22 protein-coding genes are annotated in these 20,212 nt (G+C 37.1%); 16 read left to right on the forward strand and 6 right to left on the reverse strand.

Features of this window, described 5'->3' with window-relative positions; genetic code table 11:
* Positions 1-149: 149 nt before the first annotated feature.
* The 11 genes from FN817_RS14775 to FN817_RS23200 all read left to right on the forward strand — a co-directional run bounded on the left by FN817_RS14775 (position 150) and on the right by FN817_RS23200 (position 10,264).
* Positions 150-1,418 carry a mechanosensitive ion channel family protein gene (locus FN817_RS14775; RefSeq protein ID WP_142718624.1) on the forward strand — a complete coding sequence of 423 codons (1,269 nt, stop codon included), beginning with the start codon at positions 150-152 and terminating at the stop codon, positions 1,416-1,418.
* A 178-nt stretch (positions 1,419-1,596) separates the two neighbouring features.
* Positions 1,597-2,316 (forward strand): pyridoxine 5'-phosphate synthase, encoded by a 720-nt coding sequence (locus FN817_RS14780; RefSeq protein WP_047421153.1) that lies wholly within the window; start codon positions 1,597-1,599, stop codon positions 2,314-2,316.
* 141 nt (positions 2,317-2,457) lie between these two features.
* Positions 2,458-3,237 (forward strand): alpha/beta fold hydrolase, encoded by a 780-nt coding sequence (locus FN817_RS14785; RefSeq protein ID WP_142718625.1) that lies wholly within the window; start codon positions 2,458-2,460, stop codon positions 3,235-3,237.
* Positions 3,238-3,352: 115 nt separating this feature from the next.
* Positions 3,353-3,589, forward strand: coding sequence for a microviridin/marinostatin family tricyclic proteinase inhibitor (locus FN817_RS14790; protein WP_047421157.1), 237 nt, complete (start codon positions 3,353-3,355; stop codon positions 3,587-3,589).
* A 52-nt stretch (positions 3,590-3,641) separates the two neighbouring features.
* The gene (locus FN817_RS14795) at positions 3,642-3,866 is read left to right on the forward strand and encodes a microviridin/marinostatin family tricyclic proteinase inhibitor (RefSeq protein ID WP_047421159.1); all 225 of its coding nucleotides are present in this window, start codon (positions 3,642-3,644) and stop codon (positions 3,864-3,866) included.
* A 73-nt stretch (positions 3,867-3,939) separates the two neighbouring features.
* The gene (locus tag FN817_RS14800) at positions 3,940-4,896 is read left to right on the forward strand and encodes an MvdC family ATP-grasp ribosomal peptide maturase (RefSeq protein ID WP_142718626.1); all 957 of its coding nucleotides are present in this window, start codon (positions 3,940-3,942) and stop codon (positions 4,894-4,896) included.
* Positions 4,889-5,893, forward strand: coding sequence for an MvdD family ATP-grasp ribosomal peptide maturase (locus FN817_RS14805; protein WP_142718627.1), 1,005 nt, complete (start codon positions 4,889-4,891; stop codon positions 5,891-5,893). Before FN817_RS14800 ends, FN817_RS14805 begins: the two co-directional genes overlap by 8 nt.
* Positions 5,894-6,152: 259 nt before the next feature.
* Positions 6,153-7,166, forward strand: a complete 1,014-nt coding sequence (locus FN817_RS14810; protein ID WP_142718628.1) for an NAD-dependent epimerase/dehydratase family protein — start codon at positions 6,153-6,155, stop codon at positions 7,164-7,166.
* Complete coding sequence (locus FN817_RS14815) at positions 7,163-8,932, forward strand: AMP-dependent synthetase/ligase (protein WP_142718629.1); 1,770 nt, start codon at positions 7,163-7,165, stop codon at positions 8,930-8,932. Before FN817_RS14810 ends, FN817_RS14815 begins: the two co-directional genes overlap by 4 nt.
* A 128-nt stretch (positions 8,933-9,060) precedes the next feature.
* Positions 9,061-10,119, forward strand: a complete 1,059-nt coding sequence (locus tag FN817_RS14820) for a diphosphomevalonate/mevalonate 3,5-bisphosphate decarboxylase family protein (RefSeq protein WP_142718630.1) — start codon at positions 9,061-9,063, stop codon at positions 10,117-10,119.
* A gap of 1 nt (position 10,120) precedes the next feature.
* Positions 10,121-10,264 carry a hypothetical protein gene (locus tag FN817_RS23200; RefSeq protein WP_167498875.1) on the forward strand — a complete coding sequence of 48 codons (144 nt, stop codon included), beginning with the start codon at positions 10,121-10,123 and terminating at the stop codon, positions 10,262-10,264.
* Positions 10,265-10,309: 45 nt separating this feature from the next.
* Here the strand turns inward: FN817_RS23200 and FN817_RS14825 are convergent, their stop codons facing one another.
* Positions 10,310-11,392 (reverse strand): endonuclease/exonuclease/phosphatase family protein, encoded by a 1,083-nt coding sequence (locus FN817_RS14825; protein ID WP_142718631.1) that lies wholly within the window; start codon positions 11,390-11,392, stop codon positions 10,310-10,312.
* A 110-nt stretch (positions 11,393-11,502) separates the two neighbouring features.
* Here FN817_RS14825 and FN817_RS14830 point away from each other — a divergent pair, with 110 nt between their 5' ends.
* Together FN817_RS14830 and gloA2 are read left to right on the forward strand one after the other, a co-directional pair.
* Complete coding sequence (locus tag FN817_RS14830; protein ID WP_142718632.1) at positions 11,503-11,943, forward strand: nuclear transport factor 2 family protein; 441 nt, start codon at positions 11,503-11,505, stop codon at positions 11,941-11,943.
* A gap of 22 nt (positions 11,944-11,965) precedes the next feature.
* Positions 11,966-12,343 carry an SMU1112c/YaeR family gloxylase I-like metalloprotein gene (gene gloA2 / locus FN817_RS14835; RefSeq protein ID WP_142718633.1) on the forward strand — a complete coding sequence of 126 codons (378 nt, stop codon included), beginning with the start codon at positions 11,966-11,968 and terminating at the stop codon, positions 12,341-12,343.
* A gap of 3 nt (positions 12,344-12,346) precedes the next feature.
* Here gloA2 and FN817_RS14840 read toward each other — a convergent pair whose 3' ends face one another.
* Complete coding sequence (locus tag FN817_RS14840) at positions 12,347-12,730, reverse strand: DUF1634 domain-containing protein (RefSeq protein ID WP_142718634.1); 384 nt, start codon at positions 12,728-12,730, stop codon at positions 12,347-12,349.
* On the reverse strand, positions 12,730-13,560 hold the full coding sequence (locus FN817_RS14845; protein ID WP_142718635.1) for a sulfite exporter TauE/SafE family protein: 831 nt from the start codon (positions 13,558-13,560) through the stop codon (positions 12,730-12,732). Before FN817_RS14845 ends, FN817_RS14840 begins: the two co-directional genes overlap by 1 nt.
* A gap of 97 nt (positions 13,561-13,657) precedes the next feature.
* On the opposite strand from FN817_RS14845, the gene FN817_RS14850 reads away from it, so the two are divergent.
* Both FN817_RS14850 and FN817_RS14855 read left to right on the forward strand, forming a co-directional pair.
* Entirely contained in the window at positions 13,658-14,209 is a 552-nt protein-coding gene (locus FN817_RS14850) for a DUF1543 domain-containing protein (RefSeq protein ID WP_047421814.1), read from the forward strand.
* 25 nt (positions 14,210-14,234) lie between these two features.
* On the forward strand, positions 14,235-15,347 hold the full coding sequence (locus tag FN817_RS14855) for a 5-(carboxyamino)imidazole ribonucleotide synthase (RefSeq protein WP_142718636.1): 1,113 nt from the start codon (positions 14,235-14,237) through the stop codon (positions 15,345-15,347).
* A gap of 323 nt (positions 15,348-15,670) precedes the next feature.
* Here the strand turns inward: FN817_RS14855 and FN817_RS14860 are convergent, their stop codons facing one another.
* From FN817_RS14860 to FN817_RS14870, 3 genes are all read right to left on the reverse strand, one after another.
* A complete protein-coding gene (locus FN817_RS14860) occupies positions 15,671-17,794 on the reverse strand; it encodes a cation:proton antiporter (protein WP_142718637.1) in 2,124 nt (707 codons plus the stop codon).
* A gap of 6 nt (positions 17,795-17,800) precedes the next feature.
* Positions 17,801-18,367 (reverse strand): hypothetical protein, encoded by a 567-nt coding sequence (locus FN817_RS14865; RefSeq protein WP_047421184.1) that lies wholly within the window; start codon positions 18,365-18,367, stop codon positions 17,801-17,803.
* Between the two features lie 143 nt (positions 18,368-18,510).
* Complete coding sequence (locus tag FN817_RS14870) at positions 18,511-19,419, reverse strand: DMT family transporter (protein WP_142718638.1); 909 nt, start codon at positions 19,417-19,419, stop codon at positions 18,511-18,513.
* A gap of 256 nt (positions 19,420-19,675) precedes the next feature.
* Between FN817_RS14870 and purE the strand changes: the two genes are divergently transcribed.
* The gene (purE, locus tag FN817_RS14875; protein WP_034699885.1) at positions 19,676-20,179 is read left to right on the forward strand and encodes a 5-(carboxyamino)imidazole ribonucleotide mutase; all 504 of its coding nucleotides are present in this window, start codon (positions 19,676-19,678) and stop codon (positions 20,177-20,179) included.
* Positions 20,180-20,212: the final 33 nt, after the last annotated feature.

The following is a 20,212-nucleotide window of genomic DNA, read 5'->3' on the forward strand; positions in this document are numbered from 1 at the left end:
ATTTATAATTAAGGGTTGTGGAAGATTTGATATTTAATAATTTCATTCAATAAAAAAATTTATTAAATATTTCCCAATGAATGTTATTTGGGATGAAAATTGATTGCGAATAGTAAAATGATGATTCTTAATTTCATAAATTTGCTGTAATGAATGACCAGTTACAAGAAACTAAAAACTTTATACAGGAGCTGAGCGAACAGCTTTACATTTATATTACCCAGATATCACCTTCCGGGCTGGACTGGGTTTTCCATATTATTGTAAAATTAAGCTTACTTCTCGTTCTGTTTTTTATTACTGATTTTGTTTTTAAATTCATCATTAATTCTGTCTTCAGGTTATTTCATAATGAACAGAAGTTTCCCATCCTAAAATCTATTTATCAGGCCAAAATCACCAACTCTGTTGCCCATTTTGCAGCTTTGATTGCTGTAGCAGGCATCCAGGGATCTATATTTCCGGAAAATGCGCTGCCAAAGACAACCATTTTTATTATAAGATGTATTAATCTGGGATTGGTATTGATATTAGCAGGAATGCTTTACAGATCACTGACGGCTTTTAGAAATTATTTCAGCATCAAACAGGATTTCTACAAGATTATGGCGCTTAATGCCATTTCAGAAACGGTAAAGATTTTAGGCCTTTTTATATTTACGGTCGTAGGGTTTTGTGTGATTTTTGGGATCAAAGGGACCACCATCGTAGGAAGTCTCGGGGCAATTACGGCAGTGCTGGTATTGGTTTTCAGAGATACAATCTTAGGATTTGTAACAGGTCTTCATGTTGCCACTTCTAAAAATTTAAAAGTAGGAGACTGGGTAAGCATTCCCAAATACAGTATTGAAGGGAATATTACAGAAATTAACCTTCTGACTACGAAAATCACCAATTTTGATAAGACGGTTTCCACTATTCCTACTTATGACCTGATGACCACTGAAATCAAGAATATGCAGGTGATGTCTGAATCCAATACAAGGAGAATAAAAAAATCAATTTACTTTAATATCAATTCTTTTAAATTTTTGACAGATGAAGATGTTGAGCGTTTAAAGGAGATTAATCTGATCTCAGATTATCTGGAAGAAAGAACATCAGAGATCAAAAAAGAGAAAGAAAGCCTTGAGCATAAAGATAAAATTGTGAATGGAAGGCAGCTTACCAATATCGGTGTTTTCAGATATTATGCTCAGAAATATATTGAAAATGATCCGGACATAGATAAAAACGGAACCCGCATGGTACGTCAGCTGGACATTACTCCACAAGGACTGCCTCTTGAAGTATACTGTTTTGCCAATGACTCCAAATGGGAACGTTTTGAGCAGATTCAGGCCGATATTTTTGACCATTTATTGGTGGCATCCAAAGAATTTGAGCTTCAGGTGATGCAGGTAAGTGTGAAAGTATAGAAAAGCAGGAAGGCAGAAGAGGGAAGCAGGAAGTTTCAGAACCTTTTAAACAAATTTTAAATTAAACTTTTAAATGATAATGAATTTAGAAAGACCAATAGAAGTACAAAGTCTGGATTTTCTTCCAGCTTCAGGCTTCTGACTTCTAACTTCTCATATCTAACATCTAAAATAAAAAATGACAAAACTAAGCGTAAACATTAATAAAATTGCGACGATAAGAAATGCAAGAGGAGGTGAAACCCCAAGTGTTACAGAAGCTGCCGTAAAAATTCAGGAATTCGGGGGACAGGGAATTACCATCCACCCAAGACCTGATGAAAGGCATATCACAAGAAAAGATGTCTATGATCTGAAGCCGTTGGTTACGACTGAGTTTAATATTGAAGGAAATCCCCATCAGAGTTTTATCGATATGGTATTGGAAGTGAAGCCGGAGCAGGTGACTTTAGTGCCGGATGCTGATGATGCAATTACGTCCAATGCAGGCTGGGATACCAAAAAGCATCTCGATTTCCTTACAGAGATTATCGCAGAATTTAAAAAGGCGGGAATCCGTACTTCCGTTTTTCTTGATCCTTTGCCGGAATTAGTAGAATATGCTGCTAAAACGGGCGCAGACAGAATAGAACTGTATACCGAAGCTTACGCAAAAAATTATCTGATCAATAAAGAACAGGCTATAAAACCTTATTACGACACTGCAGTTGAAGCTACCAATTTTGGATTGGGAATCAATGCAGGTCATGATTTAAGCTTAGAAAATCTTAAATATTTTGCGGATACCATTCCCAACCTGCTGGAAGTATCTATAGGGCATGCTTTGATTTCTGAAGCACTTTATATGGGATTGGAAAATACGGTTCAGGCTTATCTGAAGAGACTGGCAAAATGGTAATTAATAAGAAATCAGAATTTAGAGATTAGAAGCTAGTAAACTTCGTTTCTGATCTTTCATATAGTTTACACACTGATAATTAAATGAAATAATGAGAATTTTTACTCTGACTTCTGATTTCTCACATCTAACTTCTAAAATATGGAAATTTTAAACTCAAAAATATTCGGCGAAAATTCAACTCATACGCCGCTTCTTGTATTTCACGGATTATTTGGAATGCTTGACAACTGGGGAAGCTTCGGAAAAGACCTTGGAGAATACCTTCCTGTACATCTTATCGACCTTAGAAACCACGGCAGAAGCTTTCATTCAGAAAGTATGTCTCATGATGATCTGGCAGATGATATTGCCCGTTATATGGATCATTATGGAATTCAGAAAGCGCATGTTTTAGGACATTCTTTAGGAGGTAAAGCAGTGATGCAATTTGCTATAAAATACCCTGAACGTGTTGAAAAACTGATTGTTGTTGATATTTCACCTAAAGCATATCCGCCACATCACCAGGGAATTATCAAAGCACTGGAAACCGTTGATTTTAATACAGTAACTTCAAGAAATGAGGTGGAAGCAGTTCTGAATCAATATATTCCGGAAAGATCTACCGTACAGTTTTTAACGAAAAACCTGTATTGGGATGATAATAAAAAACTAGGCTGGAGATTTAACCTTAAAACCCTGTCTGAGAAATATACGGAATTTGTATCCAATGCCATTAAGTTTGGAGTTTTTGAAGGTGAGACATTGTTTATAGCAGGAGCAAAATCCAATTATATCCTGCCTCAGGATGAATTTGGGATCAGACAGCAGTTTCCTAAAGCTAAAGTCGTTACAGTAAAAAATGCAGGACACTGGGTTCAGGCAGAAAATCCGGTTGATTTCGCAAATGTTGTGAAGGAGTTTCTTGGATTAAATTAATATTATACTTTGATTTTCAATATTATGTTAAAATTTTATTAAAATGTAATATTATTTCTCCATGATTTGAATTTTTTTGTACTTTGGATTTCCAAAACGATAAAAATATTAACTTATGGAAAACAAAAATTCAAAAAAGAAGCCATTTTTTGCAACATTCTTAGAAAAACAGGTTAAAGACCCTGAAACAGTAAAAGGTGGAGGTATTACTTCTGTATTGGCAGACCAGATTACTACATCTCTCCAGGATCAGATCACTACTCCTCTTAAGGATAATGTTACTAAGCCTGATAATGATAATGTAACGATGAAATATCCTTCTGACGGAGATGAGGATGTTTTAGATGTGTAAGAATATACATACAGCTTAAGCTTAATTATATATCAAACCAAAACTAAACATTATGAAAAACCAAAACTCAAAGAAGAAGCCCTTTTTCGCGTCATTCTTAGAAAAGCAGGTTAAAGATCCTGAAACTGTAAAAGGAGGAGGTGATATAACACTTGCTGAAACAGATTTGATTACAAAGCCGGCAGTAGACACGGTAACTTCTCCAAAAGATGATATGATGCACACGCTGAAATATCCATCTGACGGTGATGATGACACAATCATTGTTCCGCTATAATAAGTAGAATATAATAAAAAATAATAGGGGGAAACTTAAATAGTAAGTTTCCCTTTTTAATAAAAACCGGCAAATGATTCTCTGCATCACCCATTCACAGGATTTTTATAATATCGATCTCTTTTTCGAATATCTGGCCTCCAAAAATATTCCTTATTTCAGACTGAATTCTGACCGACTGAATCATCTTCAAAAAATCAGCATTGATGAAAATTCATTTGAACTGACTGATGAATCCGGGAATACCGTTCATTCTGATGATATTAAAGGAGTATGGCACAGGAAAGCCTGGAGAATCAGCACTCCTGAAGAATTGGACCAGGATTATGAAAAAATCTTCCTGAACGAATATGGAAGCCTGCGCTACAACCTGATCACTGCCTTAGAGCATATTCCGTGGATCAATCCTTATGAAAATGAAAAAAAAGTTGACGGCAATAAGATATTTCAGCTGAAAATTGCAGAAAGAAATAACTTGACGATCCCCAAAACTATTTTTTCCAACGATGAAGAGAAAATAACAAATTTTTTCCATCAATACTGTCAGGGAAAAGCAATTGCTAAACTTCACGGAGTAACGGCGAAAACAATGTCAGGAGAAAACATGATTTCCACTACAATTATTGAAGAGGAATCACTTGAAAACCTTGCAGACATTGCATACTGCCCGATGATTTTTCAGCCTTATATTGAAAAAGAATACGAATTGAGAATTGTTTATGTAGACGGTGATTTCTTCACAGGAAAGATCAATAACAGTGAAAATGCAGACTGGAGAGTAGCACACGAAGGCTATGTCTGGTCAGCGTACGAACTTCCGGAGCCTGTAAAAGCCAACCTTACTTCCATGATGAATGAAATGGGACTTTATATAGGAGCCATTGATATGATCAAAGGAAGAGACGGAGCGTATTATTTCCTGGAAGTCAATCCGCAAGGAGAGTGGGGAATGCTGCAAAAAGAGCTGGGATTTTCCATTGCACAAAGAATTGCCGATAATCTTATAAACAGAATTAATTTCCATGAATAAAATTTTAATTATAACTCATACCGCAGATAACTTTTCCATTGAAAAAGTAACAGAATATATCGAGAAAAATAACTGTGAAGTCATTCGCTTTGACGTAGACGTTTATCCTTTACAAAACAAGCTTTCTACCATTTTTCAGGATGGAGAATGGGTAAGTTTTCTTGAAACTCCGGATGCAAAACACCGTTTAGATGATATTTCAGCCATTTGGTACAGAAGAGCTTACAATATCGGAAAAGGCCTGAGAGAAGAAATGGACTCGAAGTTTTATGGTGCTGCGATGGGCGAAATCAGAAATACCCTTTTCGGTTTCTTTGAATCTGTAGATGCTTATTCTTTAGGAAAACCAAGTATTTACAGAAGACTGGACAGTAAAGAAGAACAACTGAAAATTGCAGATAAATTAGGGCTGACCATTCCGGCAACCTGCCTTACCAATAACCCTGATGAAGCCAGGAAATTTATTCTGAAACATCAGAATGTAGTGGCAAAAATGCAGACCGGTTTTGCCATTTATGAAGACGGTGTTGAAAGTGTCGTGTTTACCAATGTTGTCAGTGAAAATAAACTGGAAGAACTTGATTCATTATTATACTGCCCTATGCAGTTTCAGCAGATGATCCAAAAGAAAAAAGAACTTCGTATTACTATTGTGGGAAGAGATGTTTATGCATTTGAAATAGATTCCCAGCAATCCGAAGATGCCAAAATAGACTGGAGAAAAGACGGAATCAATCTGATTGATAAATGGAGCAGAACAGAACTTCCGACGGATGTAGAAGCAAAACTGCTTGAACTCCTGGATATTTACAATGTAGATTACGGCGCAATAGACATGATAGTTTCTCCTGAAGACGAATACTACTTCATCGAGATCAATGCCGCCGGAGAATTCTTCTGGTTGGATAATCTTACAGAAGGAAACCTTATTTCCAGGAGTATTGCAGACGTTCTTTGCGATAAAGCTCCAAGAAGAAATAATGAGGTAATGGCTTAAAAACAAAGCATTTTTAATCATAAAAGTCCTGAAAGTTGTACATTCTTTCAGGACTTTTAAATGTAATGACCTATTGTGATTAAAATTTTTCCTGTTTGTTGATTTCTGAGTGATAATATTGGTTAAATAAAGTGGAATTATGCTTTAAAAATCGCAAATTTGCAGAAGCAGTTTTTCTAAGGAAGAATTGCCGGATCCGGAAGAATTGCCGGATAGAAAATATTGTTATATTTTAGTCAGCAATCAAGTAAAATAATTAATGATTTTTGTAACGGGTGCTACCGGAATTCTGGGAAGAGTAATTGTACTGGAACTTCTTAAAAGAGGTAAAAATGTACGTGCTTCCAAAAGACCAGGCAGCAATTTAAACGAAGTAAAGCATTCATACAGCTTTTATACGGAGAATCCCGACGATTTTTTCAACAGGATCGAATGGGTAAACGTAGATTTTGATGATCTCGATTCTCTGACAACAGCACTGCAAGGTGTGGATGAGGTGTATCATTGTGCCGCAAAAGTGAGTTTTCATCCCAAAGATGAAAAAGAAATGTACCGTACAAACATCAAGGGTACAGAAAACCTTCTGTTTGCCTGTGAAGGGTCAAACGTTAAAAAATTTCTCCATGTAAGTTCTGTTGCCGTTCTTGATAATTTCAATGAAAAAGGAGAACTGGATGAAGATTCTGAGTTTAATCCAAAACTGGAACACTCTGCGTATGCTATTTCAAAACATTTATCTGAAATGGAAGCATGGAGAGCTTCAGCAGAAGGCTTAAATGTTGTGATTATCAATCCGGGAATGATCGTAGGAAGCGGAAACTGGAATCAAAGCAGCGGCGAGCTTTTCTCTACTTTTGAAGACAATAGTTTTACCTTTTCCGGCGGTTCTGCCTACGTTGATGTAAGAGACGTAGCCAATACTGCAATCGGGCTGATGGAAAATAATCTTTTCGGAGAACGTTTTATCATTGTTGCTGAAAATAACAGATATGCAGACCTTGCAAAACAGGTAAGAACCCGTCTTGGGCTTAAAGATGCCAGAATTCTTTCACAATCGGTATTAAATATCGGAAGAATAGCCAACACCCTTTTCGGATGGCTGATTCCTAAATTGAAAATGGTTACCAAATCAAATATTGAAGCCATTTCTTCGTTCAACACCATTTCCAATCACAAAGTCAAAGAAAAACTGAACTATCAGTTTATTCCCGTAAAAGAAAGTATCGACTTTCACCTGAATAATTATATTAACGACAAAAAGCTGAAGAAATGAATCTTGCAGAGGCAATTATCCTTAAAAATGTAGAAAAACATCCTATAAAAGCGGCCATCGGATTTAAAAAGAAAGAGGGAGCCTGGAAAGAGCTGAGCTGGAAAAAATTCAGTGAGGTTATTTTTAAAACAGCCAATGCCTTAAAGGAAGCTGGAGTTCAGGAGAATGACAGAGTCGCTATTTATTCAGATAACTCGTCCGAATGGATGATCGTTGACCTGGCTTCAATGGCCATCGGTGCTGTTACAGTACCTATTTATTCAACCAATAATGCTGAGCAGGCAGAACATATCATTAACGATTCCGGAGCTAAAGCTGTTTTAGTGGGGAATCAGATACAGTATGATGCCTGTCTTGAATTTTTACATAAAGAAGAAAACAATCTTGAAACCATTATTGTTTCTAAAAAAGCAGTGTGGATCAAGAAAGAATTCAACAGTTTTTATCTTGAAGATTTTATTGCTAAAGCTTCACCGGAACTGGAGATCTGTAAGAAGGAAAACGATGATACCGCAACACTGATCTATACTTCAGGAACTACGGGAATTCCAAAAGGAGTAATGCTTACCCATGGAAATTTCATCAAAGCATTTGATTCTCATTTTGAATTTTTTAAGTTTAAAAACTTTGAAGAAGAACTTTCACTGGCATTCTTACCATTGAGCCACGTTTTTGAAAGAAGCTGGAGCTTATTGTGCCTGTATGGTGGTGCCCGCGTTTATTTCCTGGAAGATCCTAAAAATGTAGCCAAAGCACTGGAAGAAGTAAAACCTAGTGCCATGTGTGCCGTACCGAGATTTTTCCAGAAAGTATATGCCGGAGTTCTGGAAAAGGCAGAAGAAGGTTCATCACTGAAGAAGAAAATATTTGACTGGGCGCTTAAAACCGGATGGGAAACCGCGGAATTGAGAAGAAATGAAAAACCAATTCCTTTTGGATTGAAATTCAAAGAAGCTGTCGCAGACAGATTAGTTTTCAGTAAAATAAAAGAAAAAATGGGTGGGAGACTATGGTTCTTACCTTGTGGTGGAGCATCATTGTCACCGGAAGTTACCCGTTTCTTTGATTCAGTGGGAATTCATGTTACTGTTGGCTACGGATTAACGGAAACTACCGCAACATTGACTCTTTTCCCTTTAACTCATTTTGAGCACGGTACAAGCGGAAAGCCATTGCCTGGAGTAGAAATGCGTATCGGTGAAAATGATGAAATCCAGGCGAGAGGAAACGGAATCATGAAAGGCTATTACAATAAGCCTGAAGAAACCCAGAAAGTGTTCACAGAGGACGGATGGTTCAAAACCGGGGATGCGGGGAAATTTGATGATAAAGGAAACCTTATTATCACAGACAGAATCAAAGATCTGATGAAGACTTCCAATGGGAAATATATTGCTCCACAACAGATAGAAAACCTGTTGACGAATAATAATTTTATCCAGCAGATTATGCTGATTGCAGAAGGAAGACAGTTTGTTTCAGCATTGATTGTTCCTAATTTTGAATTTTTGCAGGATTATATTAAGAAAAATAATGTTTCTTTCACCAATTGGGAAGATGCTGTAAAAAATGAAAAGGTAATCAATCTTTATAAAGAAAAAATTAAAGAATTGCAGGATCACCTGGCAGACTATGAAAAAGTGAAGAAATTCACTTTGATGCCGGCAGAATTTGATATCAATACAGGAGAAATTACTCCTACTTTGAAGGTCAAAAGAAATGTGGTGATCAAAAAATACGCAGATATTATAGAGAAGATGTATTAAAAATTTTAACCACCTGTTTTTCACGTCAAGTACAGATAAAGGTGTGAGAATTCCCCTCTTTTGGAGGGGTGGCGAAAATTCAAAGAATTTTTGACGGGGTGGTTTAAAATAATGACTTAAATTAGACTATGACGACACAAGATTTTATAGGAAAAGAAAATTTCAATATTCATACCCAAACGGTTTCAGAAAGCTGTCCGTCTAATATTGCCCTGATTAAATACTGGGGAAAATATGCGGATCAGATTCCTGCTAACCCAAGCATCAGCTACACGTTAAACCATTGTAAAACCAATACTTCAATGGAATTTATTGCAAATGAAGCTTTTTCAGTACAAACCTTTCTGGCTGGTAATGAAGAAGTGAAGTTTGCTGAAAAAATTGAGAAATATTTCAAAAATATAGAACAGTATCTTCCATGGATTTTAAAAGGGAAATATGTAATCAGAACAGAGAATACTTTCCCGCATAGTTCAGGAATTGCAAGTTCAGCTTCAGGATTTGGGGCCATTGCAAAATGTCTGATGGCATTGGATGCATCATTCACAGGAAAGACTTCTGAAGAAGAATCTTTGAGAAAAGCTTCATTCTTAGCAAGATTAGGAAGTGGAAGCGCATGCCGAAGCCTATACAACGGACTTGTGGTGTGGGGAAAAACTGATGAGGTAGAAGGAAGTTCAGATTTGTTCGGAGTACAATATCCCGATGCTGAAGTTCATGAGATATTCAGAAATTTTAACGACTGGGTTTTATTGATCCATGAAGGACAGAAAAGTGTTTCTTCAACGGTAGGGCACGGTCTGATGAAGACCAATCCTTATGCGGAAAGAAGATTTCAGGAAGCAAGAGAAAACTTTGTTCCCATGAAAGAAATCCTGAAAAACGGAGATATGGAAAGCTTTATCAAGCTGGTAGAACATGAAGCACTTACATTGCATGCGATGATGATGATGAGTGATCCGGCTTTTATCCTGATGAAAACAGGTACTTTGGAAGTCATTAACAAGATCTGGGATTTCAGAAGAGAAACCGCACTTCCTTTATTCTTTACACTGGATGCAGGAGCTAATGTTCACCTTCTATTCCCGGGCAATGGTTCTGAAGAACAGATTAAAACCTTCATCGAAGCTGAATTATTACAGCACACCCAGAAGAATGGGGTAGTGAAGGATGTGATGAAATTCTAGAATGAAAAAGAAGAAAATTTATATTCTCATTGCCATTGCCATTGCTTTACTACTTATATTTTTTACCGAATATGAGGTAGGGACAGAAACAGGCAGCTGGGGTAGAAACAGAACGATCAATTGGGGTTGGAATTTTGGATTCTGATAAAAAATAATATTCAATAGGAGTGGGCTTTAGCCCACTTTTTTATTAATCTTCAGTAACAACAGTTTCACGTTCGCCATCTTCTTTCTTTCCTTCCTCGATCATGATTTCGGCCTCTTTTTTCTCTTCGGAAGTCGCTGTTTCAATCAATTCTTCCTGTTCATCGTTGTGATGATCTATGAAAAACTCGCAGTATACCGGAAGGTGGTCTGAACCAAAATTTTCCAATGTCTTCAGCTGCTTAATAAAAATATCTTCACTGTGAAACATCAGATCAATAGGAAACCTTAAAAGACGGTATTTCGCATGGAAGGTAGAAACAAAAGAATGTCCGATCCTGGGATCTATCAGATGACTTGTTTTTCTGAAAAGGACAGATGATCTTGACCATGCCACATTATTAAAGTCTCCTACAACAATAACTGGTTTTTTGATGTCTTTTACACGTTTGGCAGTACTTAAAAGATCACCGTCTCTTTCCTTCGATGTTTCCTCTTCCGTAGGACTTGGCGGCGGTGGATGAACCCCGAAGAAAACAAAAGAAAAACCATCAGCAGTTTTCATATGGACCTCAATACTCGGGATATCATCAGCTACGAAGTAATGGGTCTTTGCTTCTTTGATTTCAATTCTGGAATAGAAATGCATGCCGTAGGTATTTTCAAGGGTCACTTTATGCTGGAAGCCGTATTCTTTCTCTAAAGGTCTCATTGCTTTTTCCCAATCACCATTGCTTTCCATAGTCATGAAAAAATCAGGGTTATGCTTTTTAACAAGCCCGATGAATTTCTCATACTCTTTATTGAACTGATAAACATTCGCAGAAATAAAATGCAGTTTATCGGAAGATTTGTGGCGTTGTCTATGCTTTTTAACAGGATAGAAGTGGGTGTATTTGATGAGTGTTTGACCGTGATGAACAAACATGACCAACAGAAGACCCTGATAATACCATAAATATTCTTTAGAATCTGTGAAAAAGCCTAATAAAAAGGTAAATAATATTAGGTAAGTGACCTGTATTTTAGCAAATTCCGGAACCCTGAATACCCAGTGAGAATGTTGTATTTTCGGCAGTATTGTCATCACCAGAAGAAGTATGGCCAAAGTCAGATAGATAATCCACATATAAAAAGCGCTGAAATAATTTTGACCACAATTTAAGGAAAATGAATTTTAAAATTTGCTAATCGATTTAAATTTTATTTTATCTATTTTTAATTATCTAAATCTATACTATGAATAAAATAATTATACTTCTTGTTCTGATCAGTATTTCATGCTTCGGCCAGGAGAATAAAGATATCGAAAAACCTATCCGTAACCTGTTCCTTGGCATGAAAAATGCAGATTCTGAGCTGGTAAAATCAGCTTTTGCAGAGAATGCAGTGCTGCAGACCATCACTAAAGATGGAACTGTGAAAAGTGACAGCATACAGGATTTCGTTGCTTCGGTTTCAAAATTTACAAAAGGAGATCTGGAGGAAAGAATTACCGTAGAAGCTGTTCATACAGACGGAAACCTGGCCAGCGTATTTACTCCTTATTCTTTTTATTTAAAGGGAAAATTGTCACATTGCGGAGCCAATAGTTTTCAGCTGGTAAAGCAGAATAACGAATGGAAAATCCAGTATATTATTGATACGAGAAGAAAGGATAACTGTAAAGAAATACAATAATAAAAGTAATTTAAATATAAAAATGAAGATTCACCATATTGCAATCATATGTTCAGATTATGCCGTTTCAAAGAAATTTTATACGGAAATTTTAAACCTGAATATCATCCGTGAAGTATACCGTGAAGAAAGGCAGTCTTATAAACTTGATCTGGCTATCGGGGATCATTATGTGATTGAGCTGTTTTCTTTTCCCAATCCGCCAGAACGGCCGTCACGTCCTGAAGCCTGTGGTTTAAGACATCTTGCTTTTTCTGTTGACAATGTTACAGAAAAAAGAAATGAGTTAATCGGAAAAGCCTTAAACTGTGAAGAAATCCGCATAGACGAATTCACGGGAAAAGAGTTTTTCTTTACCCAGGATCCCGATCAATTGCCGTTAGAGTTTTATGAAATGTAAAAATTAGTGGGCGTACCCTGCAAAGAAACTTACTGCCATAATTGCTAAAACGATTGAAGAAATGACTACATATACGTAGTCTTTTTCTTTTAAATAGCCTATTAAAGCAAAAACAATTCTCATCAAAGGGGTGAAGATCAACAGAAGAATTCCCAGCTGAATAATAGCCATTCCTTCTCCTTTACACAGGGAATTCCAGAAGTGTCCCCATACTTTTTCAGAAGAGGTTCCTACCACAAGGCTTGTATATTTTTCAGGCATTTTAAAACCTTCAAAAAATAACTTGATAAAGCCAATCAGGGATGTTGCCACAGAAAGAATAACACCCAGTCTCAGAAGGTTTCCTACAGAACGGTTCAGATCTACATCTGTGAAATTATTTTTCATTATCTGAAGCTTTTGTTGATACCGTTATACATCATGTAAATAGACAGAATGGTAATTACAATGGCAAAAAATACTTTTAATTTTTTGGTTTTTGATACCATCAATGTTTTTGAACCTATAAAACTTCCGATGACCACTCCAATTAAAACCGGAGCCACAATCACAGGAATAATTTCTCCTCTCTGGAAATAGATCAGTGCACTGGCTACAGCCGTTACCCCAATCATAAAGTTACTGGTTGTTGTAGATACTTTGAAAGGCAGTTTCATCATATTATCCATCGCCAATACCTTCAATGCTCCGGAGCCTATTCCTAAAAGTCCGGACATAGCACCCGCAAACATCATCATCAAAAATCCCGGAACTGTATTTCTTGCAGAATAGCTTTTTAAAACCCCTTTATCAGGAAATGTTCCATACAGTTTCAGCTTCTTTTCCAGACTTCCTTTTACCAAAGGTTCCTGGTGATCAGGTTTACCCTTAAGATTTAAAATAACCGTTAAAAGAAGAATACTGGCGAAAATAATTCCGATCGTATTGGGGTTAAGCATCCCCGAGACCAACGCACCTACAATAGCTCCTGCTGTAGTGGCAATTTCGAGAAACATTCCGATTCTCATGTTGGTAAATCCTTCTTTAACGAAAGCTACAGCCGCACCGGAAGAGGTCCCGATCACAGAAATAAGTGAAGCACCTATAGCATAATGCATTGGAACGCCGAATCCCAGCGTTAATAAAGGAATGATAATAACTCCCCCTCCTAAACCCGTAAGTGAACCTAAAAGACCAGCGGAAATTGCGCCAAGGAAGAGTATGATGATTTCTGACATACTACAAATAATGTTACAAATATAAAATTATTGTAGTAGTCTGCCAAACATTTGAAAAAGATAAATTTAACGTATTTTTGCATGCATGAAAAATGTAATGAAATTATTTTATGTTATCCTTGGGGCAACTCCTAAAGGAAGAAATATTGAGCAGCACGATGTTTTCTTCGGAATAGCAGAGAATCTTAAAGATTTGATTCCGGATATGAAAGAGTTTTGGAAGGAAGCAGAAGGTAAAATTCATCTGGATTGCTATCAGGAAGTAAAATTTGCTGACGGCTATGAAGTGGAAATTGTAGAGAAAGGAGAGAAGTCATCAGAAGATCAGCTGTTTTTTCTCAATCTGGGAGGTTATAAGCCGGGTTTCTTTGAAGAGTTCCACGAGCAGCACTTAATGGTGGGACAGTCTATGGGAGAGATTGTAAAAAGGGCAAAAGCTACCGAATTTTACCAGACCATGGGATTTGAAGGCGCTGTAAGCCATATTGATGATAAGCATGGAGTTGATATTGATGATATTTTCAATGTGAGTGATATTCTTCCTGCCAGTATGAAAGAAAAATATTCTATCGTTCTTAAAAAATCTGATGCAGAAAATCAGGAAAACCCGATGGGACTTGGGTATTTAAAAATCGATAAAATTCAATAAGAAGTAAATCTAATAAAAATAAAAAATGAAAATAGGAATTCTGGGAGGCGGACAACTGGGAAGAATGCTGATACAAAGTGCACTGAAGTATGATGATGAGTTTTATACTCTGGATCCGGCTTCTGATGCACCATGTCATAATATCTCGCATTTTACACAGGGAAATTTTAATGACTATGATACGGTTCTGAACTTTGGTAAAGACAAGGATGTTGTAACCATTGAAATAGAACATGTAAATGCTGATGCATTGGCAGAACTTGAAAAACAGGGGATAAAAGTTGTTCCTAATGCAAGTATCATCAAAACGATCCAGCAAAAGATCCTTCAGAAAGAATTTTATAAAACTCATGACATCCCAAGCCCGGAATTTCAGGTAGTATGGAACAGTGATGAGAAAATTATCATGCCATTGCCATTTGTTCAGAAGATGAATACAGGAGGATATGATGGAAAAGGAGTGCAGGTGATCAAAACGGAAGAAGATTATCAGCATTTATGGACAGAAGCTTCTGTCATTGAAAGTCTTGTGGATATTGAAAAAGAGCTTTCCGTCATTGTAGCAAGAAATGAAAAAGGAGAAACCAATATTTTCCCGGTGACGGAAATGGTTGCTGATCCAAAATTAAACCTATTAGATTTCAATGTATGTCCGGTTCTTCTGACAGAAGATGTTCAGAATCAGATTGATTCCATTACAGAGAAATTCCTTAATGCAGTGAATTCTCCGGGATTGTTTGCTATTGAATTGTTCCTTGACAAAGAAGGAAAAATATGGGTGAATGAAACCGCACCAAGACTTCACAATTCAGGACACCAGAGCCAGGAAGGAAATACGAACTCCCAGTTTGAGCAGATGTACCGTGTGGTAAAAAACTTGCCTTTAGCTGATACTGATGCCATTACTTACAGCGGAATGCTGAATCTTGTTGGAGCAGAAGGATACGCCGGAAAAGTAGTCTACGAAGGAATGGAAGATGTTCTTAAGTTACCCGAAACGTACATCCATTTATATGGGAAAACCGAAACCAAACCCGGAAGAAAAATGGGACACATCAATGTTCTTGCAGATTCCAGAGAAGAGCTGATGGAAAAGCTTGTACAGGTAAAAGGAATGGTAAGAGTAATTTCTGAATAAAATCATTTAAAAATAACAAAAGAGAGCTTTTTTAAAATGAAACAGCTCTCTTTTGTTATTCAATTATTCAATAGGAACGGGCTTCAGCCCGTTTAAAAAATAATTATCAAATCAATTGGCTTTAGCCAAAACTTAATTTAGATTTCGGCTAAAGCCAAATGTATTCATCTTGTTTATATCGGGCTTCCTTCGACTACGCTCAGGATAATAGCCCGATCCTATTGATGACTCAAATTGATTGATAATTTGATAAAAAATGATTAATTCATACTTAGATAACTTCCAGCATCCCTCTTCATGCTTCCAGCCTATCTAAACTTCTTTTATTTAAATATCTTCTGAATTACATTTCCAATCTCCACAAAATCTCCGTGATTTCCTACAGAACGTATTTCCGGGCTGTTTTTATCATATTCTGAGAAAGGGAAGATCAGAAGGTAATTGTTGTCTTTCAGATTTCTGTTCAGCAGTTCTGGGATTAGTCTCATTCTTGGAATATAGGATTTCATGCCTCGTTTTGCCATCAAAATAATCAGTGCTTCATCGTCTTTCAGCTGGGCAGCGGTTCTTTCACCATCCTGCCATGTGCTCATAATGATAAATTCTGCTTCTATGCTGGCTTTTTTCATGATTTTCTGCAGAATATCAATGATGTTTTCAGGGGCATAAAAAACAATTGTAGCTCCTGAATTTCTGGCAATATTCCATACTCTGAGCAATGCATGGAAGAATCCGGCATCCTTATCTGCATTCTCAGGAATCATCACGGCATATTTTTTTATCGTGGAAAGTGGTTGTGCAGCATGATATACCAGTACATTTACATCGTCATTCTGAAGATAGCCATTGTAAAGATTATAGACAAAAGAAGGGGAGAACCCTTTTTCATCTTCCAATCCGATGATGAGGTCTGTAATCTTCTGTTCTTTAATAACATTATTGACTCCATTAACGACGTCATTGTCATATCTTTTTAAGGCCTGTAGTTTCACATCTGCGGCTGCGGCTGCATCTGCGGCCTGGTGAAGAAGTTTCTCCGCATTCTTTACTGAAGATTCATTTTTATCTTCATTGATCACATTCAAAGCAAAAAGGTCTTCTGTATTGGAGTGGGCTTTGATCAGAATTCCCAGATTCACCATTCGCTCAACAGTTGCCTCATGGTTGATGGCTAGTAGGATACTTTCTTCTTCATGGGTATTCCCTGAAACAGTATCTTCATTATCACTTTCAGCAATTTTCTGAGCACTTGCCATGGAAATAAAGGAAGAGATGGTACATGAAATCAGGATCAGCAGAATACTTCCGTTCAGTACGTGTTCATTTAATAATCTTACAGGTTCTCCGGTTTCGGTTTCGGAAAGGATGATGTTGTATCCTACCATTACTGAAGCCAATGTAGCTGCAGCAGACGCAGAACTTAACCCAAATATGAGTTTTCCTTCCTCTTTGGTCAGCCTGAATGTTTTCTGAGTCGCTATGGCAGAAAGATATTTCCCTCCGATAGAAGCTACCAGCATGATTCCGGCCACTTCCAGCGTTTCCCAGCTTTTAAAGAAAACTTTAAAATCAATCAGCATTCCTACGCTGATCAGGAAGAATGGAATAAAGATGGCATTTCCCACAAACTCAACCCTGTTCATCAAAGAAGAAGTATGAGGGATAAGTCTGTTCAGAGCCAATCCGGCAAAGAATGCTCCGATAATAGCTTCTACACCAGCCAGTTCAGCCAACATTGCTGCCAGATAAATCATCACCAATACAAAAATATATTGTGAAATTTTATCATCCACTCTTTTAAAAAACCAACGTCCGATTATCGGGAATACAATAAGTACAATCAGGGCAAAAACGACAAAAGAGACCGACAATTTAACCCAAAATTCTGTTCCTACATCTCCCTGGGACATTCCCACAATTACGGCAAGTACCAATAAAGCGAGGATGTCGGTAATCATTGTGCCTCCAACGGTAATATTGACCGCTTTATTTTTTGCAATGCCCAACTTGCTCACTAATGGGTAAGCAATAAGCGTATGGGATGAAAAAAGACTGGCAAACAGAATGGAAGTCAGCATGGAAAAGTGTAAAATATAATATCCTCCCAGATATCCCAATACAAAAGGAACGGTAAAGGTATAGATACCAAAGGTGAGACTTTTCCATTTATTCTTTTTAAAATCACCCATATCAATCTCCAGACCTGCCAGAAACATGATATAAAGCAAGCCGGTAGTTCCTGTCACAACAATACTGCTGTCTCTGGATAAGACATTGAATCCGTTCGGACCAATGATGGCTCCGGCGATGATAAGTCCCAAAAGGTGGGGAACTTTAATTTTATTTAACAGCAATGGTGCTGCCAGAATGATAACCAGTACCAACAGGAACTTCAGTACCGGATCTTCTATAGGAAGGCTCAGGTTGTGTATACTCAGTAAAATCATAAGTGTTTATTTTGTGGAACGTACTAATTCAACAGAGAACTTAGCAGTACAGCCATCGGAGGTGATGGTTCTTGTGCCTTTGATCTTGTTGTCCGAAATATCATTAAGAAGAACGCTCATTTCTACATTCTTTTTGGCCGTAGAATCTGTTTTGAAAGACAGTCTGATCTCATTGTTTTCAAACTTGCCAGTGTAAAGCCTTACCAGATTATTGTTATTGATAATTTTGGTAATAGGCTGGGTAGAATCGTTATCGAATTCCCAGATATCAGTACGCTGGTCGCCTACAGCATACTCACTGCAGTTAGATTCTGTACAGATGACCTTTCCGTTCCATGGACCGGAAATTTCCGCGGGCCATGAAGAAGTAATGACTACAGAATCTTTTTTGGCAAAAATACTGTCCCTCATTTTCAGGAGCGACTGATATTCGGATTCTTTCTTCGCGAATACCTTTTCTTTTTCTAATAATTGTTTTTCTCTGTCTGTCAGGTTTTTCTCTTTCTCTTTGTAATCACAGCTTACAAGAAGAAAAGAGGAGACCAGAAATAAAAAAAATGTGTTTTTCAGCATATTGTATGGGTTGGAATATACAATATAGGGAAAATGAAAGAAATATAAAAACGCGTCTGAAGCAGATCTGATTTTTATTGTATTTAATAAGTTAAAAAACAGTTGTATAGATCTGGTGAAATTCTTGATATTATTTTTCTGCCTTAAGATTCAATCTTTTGTTTTTTAAACATTGCCGGATTGTAATTAATAACAAAAACCCCTACAATAATCAAAACCGCTGCAATGATGAATTTGGCGGAAATTTTTTCATCAAGAATGAGCCAGCTTAAAAAAATAGAGATTACCGTATTGATATAAGCCAGTATGGATACCTGAACGGGAGAAACTTTGGTAAGGGCATAGTGAAATGCAAAAAAAGCGGCTACAGAACCAAATATTGACAGGTAAAGCATGGCAGAGATACTTTTCAAACTCCAGTTTCCGAAATTGTAATCGCCTGAAAACAAAAAGGCAAAAATAATCTGAATAATACCCGCGAATAAAAATTGATAAAATAAGTTCAGGGAAATATTACCGCTGTGAAGGTTTAATTTTTTGGTGAAAATAGTTCCTGAGGCCCAGCCTGCAATGGCAATAAATAAGAAGAGAATTCCAAGCGCGTAATCCGGGTTTTTTAAATCATTAATACCATCCCAGAAAATAAACAGGATTCCGCTGAAACACAGAACAACTCCTGCAAAAGCCCGCCAGCTGAATTTCTGAAGTCCTAAAGCCAAACTTCCGAAAAATACAAGGATAGGAGAGCAGGCACTGATGAGTGAAGTGAGACTGCTTGTAACTTCCTCTTCCGCTACTGTAGTCATTCCGTTCGCAATTACCAGCATGAGTAAAGAAAAGATAAACTGGTATTTCAGGTTGGTCCAGCCGATCCATTTAAATTCTTTTCTATAGGTAAGAATAAGAAACATAATAATGGCTGCAAGAAATTGGCGTATTCCTGCTACAAACCATGCGGGAATAGTCTCTACCGCAACCCTTATTGATAAAAAGGTAGTACCCCAGACAATAGCAACGGTACATACAGCCAGTGTAAGTTTATAATCTTTCAAAATTTAAAGTGGTGTATCAACAAATATATCTATTCTAACCGGAATTGTTATGGATACAGATGCTGTAATTTATAGGAGTACAGATGAAAAATCTGAGCCAAAAAGATCTTTATCAATTCTTTGAATTTTAAAATGCAGGTCTATTGAAAAATTAGATCATTCTGGGATCACAAGCATAAACCACTTCCTGGATTTTTTGTAGTTTTTCATCTTTACATTTTTATTTTTTATCTTTGAACATCTAATAAAATTGAAGATGGTAGGAATTATTATGGGCAGTCAGAGTGATCTGCCGATCATGGAACAGGCTGCAAATTTTCTTAAAAGCCTTGATATCCCTTATGAATTAACAGTAGTTTCAGCGCACAGAACACCGGAAAGAATGTTCGATTATGCAAAAACTGCTCAGGAAAGAGGTTTGAAAGTCATTGTTGCTGGAGCTGGTGGAGCAGCGCATCTTCCGGGAATGGTAGCAAGCTGTACTACGCTTCCGGTTATCGGAGTTCCTATTTTGTCCAGTAATTCCATAGACGGATGGGATTCAGTTTTATCTATTCTTCAGATGCCCGGCGGAATTCCGGTGGCTACCGTAGCCTTGAACGGAGCATTGAATGCAGGGATTTTAGCAGCAAAAATTTTAGGAAGCGGAAATGAAGAAGTGGCAGCAAAACTTCAGAAATATCAGGATTCTTTAAAAGATAAAGTTTTGGGTACTGTGGATGATATTAAAGCCCAGCATCCTAATCATTTTGACAAATAGTTTATTTTTAAACTCAGAATAAAAGCCTCGCTG

Source organism: Chryseobacterium rhizoplanae (assembly GCF_900182655.1).
In the GTDB taxonomy this organism is placed as follows: domain Bacteria; phylum Bacteroidota; class Bacteroidia; order Flavobacteriales; family Weeksellaceae; genus Chryseobacterium; species Chryseobacterium rhizoplanae.